Genomic DNA, 15,762 nt, shown 5'->3' with positions numbered 1-15,762 from the left:
AAAGGTGGTACCGCGAAGCAACTCCATTCGTCCTTTTCTAAGGCGAATGGAGTTTTTTGTTTGTTTAGTAATCAGGAAAGGAAGATAGAATATGGAATCAAATGAATTAGCAATGCCAACAAAGTATGATCCCAATTCGATTGAAAAGGGTCGTTATGATTGGTGGTTAAAGGGAAAATTTTTCGAAGCCCAAAGTGACGAAAAGAAAGAGCCTTACACGATCGTAATCCCACCTCCGAACGTAACTGGGAAGCTTCACTTAGGACATGCATGGGATACAACGCTTCAAGATATTCTGACTCGTATGAAACGCATGCAAGGCTACGACGTTTTATGGTTACCTGGAATGGACCATGCCGGAATTGCAACACAGGCAAAGGTTGAAGAAAAACTTCGTAACGACGGAATTAGTCGTTATGACTTAGGTCGCGAAAAGTTCGTGGAAGAAACTTGGAAATGGAAAGAAGAATATGCGGAACATATTCGTCAGCAGTGGTCTAAGGTCGGTCTAGGCCTTGATTATAGCCGCGAAAGATTTACGCTTGACGAAGGATTGTCAAAGGCTGTTCGTGAAGTATTTGTATCGTTGTACAAAAAGGATCTTATTTACCGCGGTGAATATATCATCAACTGGGATCCTTCTACAAAAACGGCTCTATCCGATATTGAGGTTATCTACAAGGATGTTCAAGGTGCATTCTATCATATGAAATACCCACTTGCAGATGGTTCAGGCCATATTGAAGTAGCAACAACTCGTCCTGAGACAATGCTTGGTGATACGGCTGTAGCTGTTCATCCAGAAGATGACCGTTACAAACATCTAATTGGAAAAAAAGCTATTTTACCAATCGTAGGTCGTGAAATTGCCATTGTCGGTGATGATTATGTGGATATGGAATTTGGTTCAGGTGCTGTTAAAATTACGCCTGCTCACGATCCGAACGACTTTGAAGTTGGAAACCGTCATAATTTAGAACGTATCCTTGTTATGAACGAGGACGGTACCATGAATGATCGTGCTGGTAAGTACAAAGGAATGGACCGTTTTGAATGTCGTAAGCAAATTGTGAAGGATCTCCAAGAAGAAGGCATCCTCTTCAAAATTGAAGAACATATGCATTCAGTTGGTCACTCTGAGCGAAGTGGAGCGGTAGTTGAACCATATTTATCTACGCAATGGTTTGTTAAAATGCAGCCACTTGCTGATGAGGCAATTGCTCTTCAAGAAAAAGAAGAGAAAGTTAATTTTGTACCAGATCGATTTGAAAAAACATATTTACGCTGGATGGAGAATATCCGTGATTGGTGTATTTCCCGTCAATTATGGTGGGGACACCGTATTCCTGCTTGGTACCATAAGGAAACTGGTGAAGTCTATGTTGATCATGAGCCACCAGCAGATATTGAAAACTGGGAGCAAGATACAGACGTATTGGATACTTGGTTCAGTTCCGCTTTATGGCCGTTTTCTACAATGGGTTGGCCAGATACGGACGCAGTTGACTATAAGCGCTTCTATCCAACTGCAGCACTTGTAACTGGATATGATATTATCTTTTTCTGGGTATCTAGAATGATTTTCCAAGGGCTTGAATTCACGGGAGAGCGTCCATTTAAAGATGTTTTAATTCATGGCTTAGTAAGAGATGAGCAAGGTCGTAAGATGAGTAAATCTCTTGGAAATGGTGTTGACCCAATGGATGTAATCGATAAATATGGCGCAGATTCTTTACGTTACTTCTTATCAACTGGAAGCTCACCAGGTCAAGATTTACGTTTTAGCATCGAAAAGGTTGAAGCAACTTGGAATTTTGCCAACAAGATTTGGAATGCTTCTCGTTTCGCGCTTATGAATATGGAAGGTTTAACTTTCGATGAAATCGACTTAAGTGGCGAAAAATCTGTTGCAGATAAATGGATTCTTACACGCTTAAACGAAACGATTGATACAGTTACAAGATTGTCAGACCGCTATGAGTTTGGTGAAGTTGGTCGTGTTCTATACAACTTCATTTGGGATGATTTCTGTGATTGGTACATCGAAATGGCGAAATTACCATTGTACGCAGATGATGAAGCAGCGAAAAAGACAACTCGCTCGATCTTAGCTTATGTTCTTGATAATACGATGCGTTTACTTCACCCATTCATGCCATTCATTACAGAAGAAATTTGGCAGAACCTCCCTCATCATGGAGAGTCCATTACGGTTGCTAAATGGCCAGAAGTGAATGCAGAACTAACAGACAGTGAAGCGTCTGCTGAAATGAAGTTGTTAGTGGAAATGATTCGTTCTGTTCGAAACATTCGTGCTGAAGTGAACACACCTTTAAGCAAAAAGATTAAAATGATTGTTAAGGCGAAAGATGCCGGGGTTCTGGGTACATTAGAAAAGAACCGTTCCTATATTGAGCGTTTCTGTAACCCTGAAGAGCTTGTTCTAGGCATTGATGTCCCAACTCCTGATAAAGCAATGTCTGCAGTTGTAACAGGAGCAGAAATCATTTTACCACTTGAAGGGCTCATCAATATTGACGAAGAAATTGCTCGTCTTGAGAAGGAACTTGATAAGTGGAATAAAGAAGTGGAGCGCGTTCAAAAGAAATTGAGCAATGAAGGCTTTGTGAAAAAAGCACCTGAGAAGGTTATTGAAGAAGAACGTGCGAAAGAAAACGATTATCTTGAAAAGAAATCAATTGTAGAACTTCGTATTAAAGAATTAAGAGGCGAATAAGCAAATACGTTAAGAGAAGACGAATCCACCCTAGTTGGATTCGTCTTCCGTGTATAATAAATTTTTTAAAATCTAGTTGTTTGAACCTTATAGAAAAAGGGTGGATACATTTATGTTTCAGACATATGAGGAAGCTTTAAATTGGATTCATGCCCGCTTAAGATTGGGGATAAAACCCGGTTTGAAGAGAATGGAATGGATGATGGAACGACTTGATCATCCTGAAAAAAAGCTGAAAACCGTTCATATTGGTGGTACAAATGGGAAAGGCTCGACCGTTACGTTTTTGCGTTCGATTTTAGAGGAATCTGGACTAAACGTAGGTACCTTTACTTCACCTTATTTTGAGCACTTCAACGAACGGATCTCTATCAATGGTTTGCCAATGAGCAATGAGGAGCTAGTCGAGTTGACCAATCTGATTAAACCATTGAGTGACGAGCTGGAAAAGACAGATCTTGGAGCACCAACTGAATTTGAAGTCATCACAGCGATGTCCTTCTATTATTTTGCTCAAATTCAGCCTGTGGATATTGTGTTGTATGAGGTTGGACTTGGAGGTCGATTTGATTCTACGAATATTATCGAACCGATGTTATCCATTATTACGAGCATTGGGTTAGATCATACGAGTATCTTAGGGGAAACCCATGAGAAGATTGCTTTTGAAAAAGCAGGGATTATTAAGAGAAACGCTCCGATTTTAACGGCCGTAAAGCAGCCGGAGGCGTACAGAGTAATCGAGGAAAAAGCAGTGGAGCTAGCTGCTCCTATTTATAAGCTCGGGGAACAGTTTTCCATTGAAAATCATGTGTCGATTGAAAAAGGAGAACGTTTTACGGTCCGGACACCTGACAAAACCATTGAAAATATCGAAATCTCGATGTATGGACAACATCAAACAGAGAACGCTGCGCTAGCTGTTATGGCAGCATTTCTTTTAAAAGATGTCTTTGCTATTGATGAAGCACATTTTTATTGTGGATTAAAAAGGGCCTACTGGCCGGGGCGATTTGAAATTGTTTCCCATTATCCTTTAATCGTCCTTGATGGTGCGCATAACGAAGAGGGAATTACGACTCTTGTAAACGAACTCAGAAGGCGCTACAAAGATATGAAAAAGAGAGTGATTTTTGCGGCCCTAGGGGATAAGAAATTGAACAAAATGATCGGAAAACTAGATTCCATTGCCGATTCTATTACGTTTGTCGATTTTGATTATCCTCGTGCAGCTAATGCTGAACAGCTATTTGCGATTAGTTCTTCAACTCAGAAAAGGATTCAATCTGATTGGAAACAGGCGATTATGGAAGAAATTCAGCTACTAAATAAGGAAGAGATGCTTATTATCACGGGTTCTCTCTACTTTTTATCAGAGGTCAAACCGTATGTTGAAAAAAGTCTTTAATTCACTGCGGTAGAATATTAAAATATGTGACAAAAGTTAGAAAATTTGATAAACTAATAATTGGAAACCGTGACTATTTTACTAAATAACAGGGGAGGGGATTCAATTGATACAGCCGCATGTGAAAAGGAATATTTGGCTTCTATGGCTTTTTGTAGTACCGGTTGGAATTTGGCTTACTTATCATTACTATCCCCCTGTAGAAAGTTTACTGAATATAGATATTTTGGGCTTTTTATTGCTAACGTTCTTCGTGGCAAGCACACCGATGATTATTAACAACACCCCAGTATTTTATATTCAATGGGTATCCCTTACAGTGTTTTTGACTTATGGGCTTTTTGCAGAAGTAATCTTAATGCAGTTAGCACTTGTCGTAGTCTTGATGCGCATTAGATTGCCAAAGGAACATATCTATCGATTTCCGTTAAACTGGTTCATGTTCTTTATCGTATCAGTCGCAAGTGGTCTCATTTATTATGCGATTGGTGGAACTCATGGAATCGATATCATGAGTAGTCCTAAAAATCTCGTTTTGGCTTTTGTTTATGCATTTAGCTATTTCTTTTTGAATCATTTTACATTAACTTTATTTGCCTATCTTGTTCAGAAGCGAAGAAGGGAAATATTCGACCAAGATTTTATCTGGGAAGCTGTCACTACGACACTCACGCTTCCTATCGGTTTAGTACTATACATTCTTTATCATGAAGTTGGTTTAGTTTCAATTTTCTTTGTGGGGGTTCCTTTTGCTAGTTTAGCAGTAATTTTAAATCTCTATCATTCTAGCGATAAGGTCAATCATTACCTGCAAAATGCTGCTGAAATCGGACATGAGCTGGCCGAACGTTTACATGTTGAAGAAGTAATTGATTTGTACATTCAAAAGCTTACAGGGATGCTCCCTGTTGATTATGCTTACATATTAGATGTTGTAGATGACGAGCTGCAATTAATCAGAAGGGTCGAAAAAGACACGGATGAATTTATGGATGTTCTGCCCTTAAAAAAGAATGAGGGCATCAGTGGGCATGTCTGGAAATCTGGCAAGGCGGTTCTATACCATTCTCAAAAGGAATGGAAAGATATTGTAGAAGGGTACATGCCAAAGTCAGTGGAAAGTATTATTTGTGTTCCGATTGTCCGCAGTAATGAAGTGATCGGAATTCTTCTTTTAGCATCCCAACAGAAACGTGCCTATGAAAAGTCTCAGCTAATGATTGTTGATATTCTTTGTTCCTATTTTGCTGTTGCAATTGAAAATGCGAAGCATTATGAACGAACAAAAGAAGATAGTGAACGCTGTGCCTTAACGAAGCTATATAATTACCGTTTCATCGAAAGAAAGTTGAATGAAGAATATAATTTGCTCGTGAGTGGTAAAAGAACGAGTCTATCAGTAATCATGCTGGACATCGATCATTTTAAATCTGTGAATGATACATATGGGCATCAAAGCGGAAATGAAATTCTCCAACAGATTGGGAATCGTCTAGCGGGTTATATCGAAGAAGAGACTGGAATAGTTGCAAGATATGGTGGGGAAGAGTTTCTTATCGTCCTGCCTGATGTTGATAAATATGCTGCACTCCAAATGGCGGAGATTATTAGACAAATCATTGCAAATCGACCATTTGTTTTAACAGAACATATTCAAGAAGACCAACCAGAAATCACGGTTCAAATTACAGCTTCAATAGGAGTAGCCTGTGCCCCAATCGATGCAGATGACGCCATGTCACTCATTAGGCATGCCGATAGAGCCCTTTATGTTGGCGCAAAACAGAACGGAAGAAATAAGGTTGCGGAATACGTAAAATAAGAGCAAGCTGATTTGATATCGGCTTGCTTCTTTTTATGTTGTCATTAGATGCGGATACTCACATAGTAGATTTAGTCAATTTATAATAGTAAAAAATTAATAGATAATTATACAAATAGTTAACAATATTACTATTGATTACGTTTAGCAATTGGTATAATAGTAGTTATAAAGACTCAGATCAATCGATTGATCAAAATTCGGTAAGGGAGGTTAAACATGAGGAATAGATTTAGATATATATCAGTTGGTATTATTATTCTTATTTTAGTTTCTACTATTATTCAGCCTCTACCTACAAGTGCAACGACACAGCTTGATGTGAATTTCTCAGTTATTCCATCATCAACTGATCTAACATTAGATGCAGATGGTTTAGCTAAAGGAAGTTTTAATATAAATATTACTCCAGAGGGAACGGCTAATCAGAAAGATAGAGAGCCCATTGATGTGGCATTTGTCTATGATACGTCAGGCTCGATGGACGATTATTTAGAGTCTAAAAAGAAATCTACCAGTGCCAAAAATGCTTTGGCTAGTGCACTAACTTATTTTGGTGCTAGCAATAATCAGATATCTGGAGACCATTTTTACTTTATCCCATTTAACGATGATGTACGCACAAGTGGACAAGTAAAAGTAGTAGAAGGATTAAAGAATATAGAAGGGCTACTTAACAAACTAGAATCGAATAATATAGGTGGCACTAACTATACCCAGACTCTTGAGTATGCTAAAAACAAGTTGAACCAAAGCGGTAACAAAAATAAATATATTGTGTTCTTGACGGATGGGGAGCCAACTGTCTTAAACTACAATAAAAATAAATATATTTTATATACAAATGGTACGGCCTTATATAATGGCAGGACATCTAAAGGAAACTATCAAATTACAAGAAATTTAATCCATCAAGTAGCGAAAGAGACTAGTGTAAGCTTAGCTGAAAATAATATTACAATGTATAGTATTGGATTCGCAAAAGAAGAGGATATCGATTTCCAATTGTTGGAAAATATGGCGTCAATTACTGGTGGTACGGCTGTACGTGCGACTACCAGCAATCTAACTAGTATATTCCAAGGGATTTCAAAGAAGATCGATAGTTATACAATAAGTGGAGAAGTCACAGTTAATTTACAAAAATTCAATGGAGATGTAGTTGTCGATCCGAACACGACTGCCACAATTGATAGCAATCAAGTGGCACATATCCCATTTAAATTTACTTTCCCTGTTGGGAAACAACCGGATCCTAATAGTATAGTTACATCGTTACCGCTAATATTTAAAAAAGCGGGTACGTACTCATTTGACAATATCAAATTACAGTACGATGGGCTTCAAACACCTAAAACTCATTCAGTTATTACAATCAATGTGAAAAAAAATATGAATTCAGTCCCAGGAGCAAGCTTTGAGGTGAAACCTTCTTCAGAGGAATTTATTAAGCCTCCGAATGAGAATGCCAAGGGGAAAATTGATATTACGATTACTCCAAAAGGTATGGCGCCAAGAGATGAAAGATTACCGATTGATGTGGTTTTTGTTCACGACACATCTGGATCAATGGCAGATACGTTCGATGGAGCAAGAAAGGATACAACAGCAAAGAATGCTTTACAGTCAGCAATAAATTATTTTGAAGCTAGTTCAAAAATAGGGGATAACTTTTATTTTGTCCCATTTGATGGGGAAGTTAGTAACAAGACGACTGCCTATTCAAGTTGCTTTTTGGGATTCTGTTGGGGAGAAAAAAGAATTAATATCAAACCGCTTGCAGGTTTAAATAATATTAAAACCGCGATTGTCGATTTAGACTCAGGTGGTGTTTCTAACGGAGGTACCAATTATAATGCTGCATTAAATGAAGCGATGAATAAATTTAGCAAGGTTACGAATAGCAGTAAATACATCATTTTTCTCACAGATGGTGAGCCGACCAGTCTTACCTACAATAATGATAAGTATGAAATATTTACGAATAACACTGCAAAGAAAAATGGGGTAAATGCTTCATTAACTGATGTGAAGAAAATTATAAGTGAGCAGGCATTAAATATTTCAGACACATTGGGGAAAAGCGGAATTATCATGTATAGCATTGGCTTTGCCAAAGAAGGAGAAGTGGATTTCGAATTATTAAGAAAGATGTCCGCAAAAACAGGTGGATATGCTGTACAGGGGAAATCTAATAATCTGACTAGCATTTTTGATGATATTTCTAAAAAAGTAAATGCAACAAGTATTTCAGGGAATGTAACAATTGATCTCAAGAAATTTAATGGAGACGTTATTGTTGATCCAAACTCAAACTTTAAGGCGAATAGTGATCAGGTTGTCCAAATTCCATATAATATTACATTTCCTGTGGGAGAACCGCCAGATCCTAATTTGATTCAACAATCACTACCATTGCAATTTAAAAAAGCTGGTATCTATGAATTTGTAGATAATATTGAGATGAGCTATACCGATAATAACGGAGTTAGACAGACATTTAAACATAATTCGTTTACGGTTGTTGTAAATGAAGAGACTGCTCCATATTTTTTAAACGAAGTCGATATAGTCGGAAATCAATATTATTCACCAGATGGCTTAGTGAAGATAGGAGATACCGATACTGAGAGAAACGAATTTACAGTAGAGTACAAGCTAAAGCCTGAAACGGTATTTACTGAGATTACAAGTGGAAAGATCAGCAATATGAAGATTACTCAGCCTTTGTTTGATGGGATAACTCTAGCGAATCATGAGCAAATCTTATTATATAAAAACGGTGAACCTATTCCAGGTGTTTCAGTAAGGCCAATTAATAATGGAAGAGACATCGAAATTAATCTGAACAATAATGAGATTACCTATAATACAGGGGAATTTTCTGTAGAAGAATATGTGATTAAATTAAGACTTAAAGCCGATTGGGCTTTACCATACACGTTATTGCCACAGGCAAATTTACAATTCTATGATTCTCGATTTAAGGAACAAACACAGTCCTTAAATACAGATGAACAACATATCTCTATGAGAGTACAGCTTAATGGAATAGATTACACATTCTCAGGAGATTATCAAGGTTCGATTGAAAAAGTTTATAACAAGTATGGAACGATAGTCGCAGAGACGCAACTTTCAAATGGGAACGAGCTTATACAAAAACCAGTAAAGGCAATGAACCTAGTTAATGAAGGTACAGCAATTGAAGTGACATATAACGATGATACTAGTGCTATCCTGTACTTGAAAACGAATTTCAAACTGAAAAATCTTTCGCTAAGTGAAGATCTTCAATCTGGAGCGACAACGAAAGGGAAAATTGGCTTTAAGGTCACAGATTTCGTTGCTGGTGATAATGTTACTTATGAGTACCAATATCACAACAATGGTTCTGATTCAGAGTGGAGAGAATTTGATCCAATGGCAACGATAGAATTACCTAAAGAAATAGAAGGAAAAGTTGAAATCCATGTCAGAACAAAGGGTGGTTTTACCCTAGATGAGAATCCGATTGTAAAAACCTTAACCGTTATTAAAGAGTCTATTTCTGTTGAACCGAATCCAATCGAAATGAATGTAGGACAATCGGTAGATGTAGAGATTAAGATAACTCCTGATGATGGTACTGTTAGAGAGTTTGGGGTTTCAACCACGGATCCATCAATTGCCATATTCGAAGATGGAAAAGTTACAGGTGTAAAAGCTGGAGATACCAAACTTGAAGTAACCACTACGGATATTGCTGGAAATGAGATAACCGAGGAAATTACAATCAAGGTAAATCCAGTATTGATCAAAAATATTACGGTAACTCCAAATCCGTTATACATCGGAAAATTCTTGGAATTTAAAGACTTTATCGTAGATATTGAACCGAAAAATGCCTCTAATCAAAACTTAATTTGGCAATCTTTGAATCCTTCGATTGTGGAGATTCAGGGACTAGGCTGGATTTATGGAAAATCAACAGGAAAAGCAGAAATTGAAATTAGAGCGGATGATGGTAGTAATGTATCCACGACCATTATTGTACATGTAGGTTCTCCATTAACTGGTATTGATGTTGATGATGGAGTAGTCATCGAGAAAGGTGCAACAGATAAAAATGTAAATGATTATTTCAGTTACTTACCTTCTGATGCTACAAATATTAAAGGAGATCCATCCTTTAATTCAACGAATGAAAACATTCTAGAAGTGGAACCGAGTGGAGAGATAATACCTAAGAGAATAGGGGATGCAGGTATTGAAATTACTGTTCAGGATGAGAGTAACAATACCTTTACTGCAGAACTGAAAGTAAAAGTTGTTGAAAAAGGTACAAATGATCGTAATCAAGGCGATAAATACTAAGAAGTGAATAGGAAAAGCCGATAAGCATTCAATGCTCATCGGCTTTTCTTCATTAAATCTGTCACAACTTCTAATCTATCGATCTTTGGTAGTCCTTGAGATTGATTTAAAAACAACTTTTTGTTGTTCTTTATGATCAAACGTGATGCGGTTGCATCATTATCTGAGCCTTTATTAAACTCAATATGTGTTTCTTTATCAGTTGCTGCCCCTCGATAGGCATTTATTTCCAAATTCCCTTTTGAAAAAATTCCGCCTTCAACGTGAAGATACGAGCCCATGGCGTATACTTCCGCATCTTCATTCGTATACAAATAAGCTTTGATGGAGTTAACTTCATTGCTATCTCTAAATTTATTTATGCGAGCAATTTCAAGCTGTCCCTGTGTCAGTAAGATCAGTTCACCTTCATTGTATCCTGTGATGTTGACATTATTGATAGTCGTGTCCCCGAGAACATAAATAGTGGAATCAAAGGCAATATCTCCTCGAATCGTTAAATCCCCAGTAATTAGGATATTTGCAGAAACTTCCATTAATTGATTACCTATATTTTCGATTACAGCATTGCCATCAACAATTATCCATTTGGATTTATCATCCATAATTAAACTATTCGTATCGATATATACCTCTTGCTCACCATGAGTGGGGTACAAATAACCATTTATCGAAGGTGATTGACCTATATTATCAAAGGAATTAACGATTTCCACTGAGGGAGATGCCATTCCCTGTGAGATGATCTCGTCAATTTCTAATACATAGGGGTCAACATGACTTGCAAGAAATCCCGCTAATTTGAGCTTTTCTTTAAATGTCTTTTCAATATCGACTGCAACATATTCATTTTCTTCCCTCATAAAAGTAGGTGCAGTAGGTTGAAAAGCACGACTAAGTTCATTGATCGGAAGAGAGTCAAAGTGATTTTCGACTTTTTCATGTTCATTCTTTTCATTTACGCGATAGCAGTTATTACTACAGTAATCAATCTGTTCATTTTCAATAAACAATAAATTTTCATTTTCACTGTACACAGAAGGGTAAGTTGTATTTTCAACGAGACTTTCTCCATTGTAAATATACTTTGCTTGGTTACTAATGACGAGTTTTTCATTAGCGTATATATTCCCTTTCTCAACAAAGGTTGAGCCATTGAAGGTCAATATCCCTCTTGAGCCAACAGCGTATTTCAAGAAGCTAGGTATTCCTGTTATATACACTATTTGCTTGTACTTTCCACTTGTTACTTGTAGCACTCTTGTAAAATCTTCATTTTCATTAATGGAACTATACTCACCTGTGATGTTTTCAATTTGATAACCAAAGCTATTTCCTAAAATTGAATCGCTTATCAGATTATCGTACTGACTAATCGACATATCGGGATTTTTCGAATTGTATTCTGAACTAATCATTTCTTTTATGAATGCAACAGCTTCACCCAAGGTTCGAATAGAATCTAGATCATTTGTGACTTGCTCCTCTCTGGACTCCGTTCTTTTCGCTCCTCCAATGCTAGTAGAGAGGATTGAAAGGCCAAGGACGGTGAAGACGAGCATCATTACTAAAACAACGAGAAGCGTTGAACCATTTTCATTTTTAAGCATTATAACACCATCCTTAAAATCCAAAGGAGCTTTCCAATAATAAAGGCTTTGTTTTTAACAAATTGGATAGCCTATCATTGTCGTCTTCGATAACAATATTAAGAGTTATTCTTCCATGTTCGCATTTTCCTGCCAATCCTTCCTTTGTACAGGCATATGTGATTGAAGAACTCTGTGGACGTCCGTCTACATCAATATTAGTGAATTTGGAGCTTTCCGAAGAAATCTGATTTTTCTCCAATGAGATGATTTTTTCAACGCCATCTTCCATCACTCTTTGAATTCTTTCGCTGTAAAAGTGATCCGATTCGAAATAGATGAGTAAATCCTGTTCGACTTCATTGGAGTCCTCTACCAAATAACCATCTACATTCTTGGGCTTAAATCTAACTAATTCAATTCCCTTCGAAGTGGAAGTTTCATAGTCTGTAATGTAGTTTGGTGGATTGTTGTACATCTCATTCAAAATCATCGTTGCAACATAATCGGCATCATCTCGTAACTGGGCTTCAATTCCTATTTTTTGATAGAGCTTTAGTCCTGTTACAAATATGCTATATATTACACCTGAAACGATGGACATGATTACTAGTGTTATTAAAACTTCTATTAAAGTAAGTCCAGATTCGGACTTTAGATGCTTCTTCATTTTTTTATCAAGCCCCTTACGACGGCAGACTGCTTATTCCACTCAACGGTAATCTCGACACCTACAAGATATGCTTCTAAATTTGGGGCTGTTTCCTGAGATTGCTCATCATTCAGGATATCTCTTGTGAACTTCACCTCTGCCTCATAGTTGACATTATTAATTTTTGTCGAAAAAAAACTTTGACACACGTTAGGATCATCAAAGACCGTCTCGGAAGGATTGTTTATTACTGTATCAGTGCAATTAGCAGCGCTAATATCTTTTTCCATATCCGTATCAAAGTTAAAATAGGTTTCTTTGACTTTATCAAAATCTTGTTGTTCAAAATAATTTAAAACATTTCGTGCTACATTTATACCAACTGTTTTGTCTTCGTTTTTCTTTGTATATGAGTATGCTTGGTTAAAGAAGGACAAAAATGTGGTAGCGATTATTCCTAAAATGGTTATAGAAAGCAGGACCTCTATCAATGTAAGTCCTTTTTCACTACTACGAATAACTCTTTCTTTCAACAATCTTAGCTCTCCCATCTCATAGTAAATTCCCCTACATATTTACTATTCTCCTTCTTTCAAAATACCTAACTTTATTATACAATATTTAAGAGTCTAAAAATGTAGTGTTTGATCGAAAAATGTAGGAATTTGTATGAGAAATACTGGATTAGTACGATGACTTTTATATAAAAAGGGGTGAGCATATGGAAGAGTTGGTGCTCTCGATAATATCTTTAATTATTCTAATCCCAATTATCTATTTTCTTCCGCTTGGACTATCCAATAAGGGAAAAGGAATACTGATCATCATAGCACTTGTTTTTGCAAATGCAGGACTACTGGCCAATAGCAATTTTCCTATATGGCAAACAGGATTAATCCTGCTAGTGTTATGTATTCTTGCTGTATACGTTTTGGATAAAAGATTTAAAAACTTTTTATTTGCAAATTCGAATGATGATACGCAATTTGAGCCTTCTTTGGAAGAAGAGACAAAAGGCAAGAGCGAAGCCGTCATTAGTGAGCAGATTTTTGCTAATAATGATGCTAAGGGAGATATAGGGGAATATTCTCTTAATGAAACCAACGAAGGTAATGACATTTCTCCTATCAGCACAGATGAACAGCCTGAAATTGAGGAATTACCTATTTCAAGGCATGAGCCGGAGTTAGAAGGAATAGCAGGAACTCTTCTACAGGAAACTGAGGAGTTATCAGAAATAGATACCTTCCAAAATGAAGGGGATGTTGATCACGAATCAGATGAAGAAACAGCCTTCCTTACAAGTAGAGAAACTGCAATGGACGAAGAAGAACTTCTTTCCGAGAAAGACAATGTGCAAGAGCTGAACTATATGTCAGAAATTGAGTTATTGTTAGAAAACGATCATTTAGAAGATTATCAAGAGAACAAAGATAATGACATCGGTGAAAATCACGTCAATAATGATCCAGAGTCTTATGAATTAAAGTTTAGCATAAATGCAGAAGAAAATTCTAATGGCGCTTCTATAGAAGAGCAGGATGAAGAACTCGAAGTATTCAATTTTGAACATATGGATGATGCAACTCAAGAATCTGATGAACAAGATGAAAGTCCATTAGAAATGGTTGAAGATGAGCTTGAACCGACTGAGATTGAAGAGCAAGATACAGAGATGCTTGAACTAGAATTACTCAAAGAAGATGTGTTAAGCCAAATAGATGAAGCCCAAAGCGAAGTAGCTGCTTCTATTGTACTGGATTCAATTGCAAATAATGGGTCTATTACTGGTGATTCTGACGAAAGTGATTCGCTAGATGAAATTACTGAATTGGCTTATGAAGATTCTTCAGAAGTAGAAAAAGAAGATGAATTAATAGCAGAAGATTATTCCATGGAAGAAGAACTCGAAACAAAAGAAGATGAAGAACTTGATGTAAGTGCCATAGATTCGACTATCCAGGAGGTCACGGACGAATCTGCTGTAGAAGTGGAGCCGATTATTCAAAAAACGGTCTTACAACAGCGATTGTTCCATACGATGGTGTCACAAATCCAATTTGCTAGAAAGCAGATGTCGGCTAATAGTTATGAGGCGTACATTAAAGAATATTTGCATCCTGACTTACCAGTACAGGAATACTATACTTTCGCTAGTTTGTTGATTGAGCATTATATTAGTCGAAAAGAGTTAGGAAAATTGAATGAACTTTTAACAATTTTAAGTGATAAATTCACTAATTATCCAATTTTGGATATGGAAATTCAGTATTTATTTAAACAATATTGTGAAAAAACACGATGATTTTCCTAATTACATGTTAAAATAGTGTAATATATGAATGAATTTTATAGAAGTATGTCGATTCTTGACAAATAAGGTTTATTCAAAAATTAGTTTCGTGAACTTATAGATTAGGTGTGGTGAAATTTAATGAAAAAAAGTACTCAAATCAACGGTTTACCAATTATTAGCATTTCGGATGGGAATCAGGTAGGAAAAGTAAAATCATTAGTAATCAATCCGGATAAAGGTTCAGTAGATTTCCTTACTATTGAACATGAAGATTTTCAAGTAAGTGTGAAAGCAATCCCGTTCAAAAAGGTTGTTGGGATTGGAGAATATGCTGTAACTGTAGACAGTGAAAATGCAGTGATTGATTTAAATGAAATTCCAATTGCAAATCAGCTCGTAAATAAGAAAATTAAGATTACAAACACAAAGGTTATGACGCGAAAAGGCGAGTTAATTGGAGAAGTAACGGAATTCTATGTAGATCAAGATAGTGGCCATATTTTAGGGATGCAATTAAAGCTTGCTGATAAAGAAGTCGCCCTTTCTTCAGAGTCTGTTGTAACATTTGGAAAAGATATCATTATTGTGAAAGAAGATGTTGCATCTTATTTCTTGAGCTCTGTAGAAGAACTCGAAAAAGGCGAAGTTGACTTAGATGAAATTCTGCCTGCTGAAGAAGTTGTTAACCCAAGAGAAGATGAAGAAGTAAGAGCACTAAAAGAAAAACAAATTGAATTATTAGCTGGAAAAACATTAACAAAAGACGTTTACGATAAAAATGGAGTTCTCCTTTTTCACGCAGGAACCATTTTAAATTCAGAACAAATTGAAAATGCCCAAGAAGAGGGTCCGAGTATTGTAGTCGAATTATCTATGAATGTGGAAGCATAATAGGGGGCAGG

9 protein-coding genes and 1 other annotated feature (1 of these 10 cut by a window edge) are annotated in these 15,762 nt (G+C 36.6%); of the genes, 6 read left to right on the top strand and 3 right to left on the bottom strand.

The annotated features are described in order from the left end of the window. Positions 1-38 (top strand) — a binding site (T-box leader) (it extends 195 nt beyond the left edge of the window). A gap of 53 nt (positions 39-91) precedes the next feature. The 4 genes from FA727_RS16025 (at position 92) to FA727_RS16010 (ending at position 10,323) form a co-directional block, all read left to right on the top strand. Continuing rightward, the gene (locus FA727_RS16025) at positions 92-2,737 is read left to right on the top strand and encodes a valine--tRNA ligase (protein ID WP_136832542.1); all 2,646 of its coding nucleotides are present in this window, start codon (positions 92-94) and stop codon (positions 2,735-2,737) included. Positions 2,738-2,849: 112 nt separating this feature from the next. Next, positions 2,850-4,145, top strand: coding sequence for a bifunctional folylpolyglutamate synthase/dihydrofolate synthase (locus FA727_RS16020; protein ID WP_136832540.1), 1,296 nt, complete (start codon positions 2,850-2,852; stop codon positions 4,143-4,145). A 106-nt stretch (positions 4,146-4,251) separates the two neighbouring features. Beyond that, a complete protein-coding gene (locus FA727_RS16015; protein WP_136832538.1) occupies positions 4,252-5,967 on the top strand; it encodes a GGDEF domain-containing protein in 1,716 nt (571 codons plus the stop codon). A 219-nt stretch (positions 5,968-6,186) separates the two neighbouring features. Further along, the gene (locus FA727_RS16010) at positions 6,187-10,323 is read left to right on the top strand and encodes a VWA domain-containing protein (protein WP_136832536.1); all 4,137 of its coding nucleotides are present in this window, start codon (positions 6,187-6,189) and stop codon (positions 10,321-10,323) included. Positions 10,324-10,358: 35 nt separating this feature from the next. Here FA727_RS16010 and FA727_RS16005 read toward each other — a convergent pair whose 3' ends face one another. From FA727_RS16005 to FA727_RS15995, 3 genes are read right to left on the bottom strand one after another with little or no spacing between them, the layout of a single operon-like run. Next, positions 10,359-11,933 carry a hypothetical protein gene (locus tag FA727_RS16005; protein WP_136832534.1) on the bottom strand — a complete coding sequence of 525 codons (1,575 nt, stop codon included), beginning with the start codon at positions 11,931-11,933 and terminating at the stop codon, positions 10,359-10,361. 13 nt (positions 11,934-11,946) lie between these two features. Next, positions 11,947-12,582, bottom strand: a complete 636-nt coding sequence (locus FA727_RS16000; protein ID WP_136832532.1) for a type IV pilus modification PilV family protein — start codon at positions 12,580-12,582, stop codon at positions 11,947-11,949. Beyond that, the gene (locus FA727_RS15995) at positions 12,579-13,097 is read right to left on the bottom strand and encodes a type II secretion system protein (RefSeq protein WP_158318893.1); all 519 of its coding nucleotides are present in this window, start codon (positions 13,095-13,097) and stop codon (positions 12,579-12,581) included. Before FA727_RS15995 ends, FA727_RS16000 begins: the two co-directional genes overlap by 4 nt. 188 nt (positions 13,098-13,285) lie before the next feature. Between FA727_RS15995 and FA727_RS15990 the strand changes: the two genes are divergently transcribed. Next, the gene (locus tag FA727_RS15990) at positions 13,286-14,869 is read left to right on the top strand and encodes a hypothetical protein (protein ID WP_136832528.1); all 1,584 of its coding nucleotides are present in this window, start codon (positions 13,286-13,288) and stop codon (positions 14,867-14,869) included. A gap of 129 nt (positions 14,870-14,998) precedes the next feature. Further along, positions 14,999-15,751: a PRC-barrel domain-containing protein gene (locus FA727_RS15985; protein ID WP_136832526.1), complete on the top strand. Its 753-nt coding sequence runs from the start codon at positions 14,999-15,001 to the stop codon at positions 15,749-15,751. Positions 15,752-15,762 lie beyond the last annotated feature (11 nt).

This window comes from Robertmurraya kyonggiensis, assembly GCF_005116465.1.
Lineage (GTDB): Bacteria > Bacillota > Bacilli > Bacillales > Cytobacillaceae > Robertmurraya > Robertmurraya kyonggiensis.
This window is presented reverse-complemented; position numbering and strand designations above follow the sequence as displayed.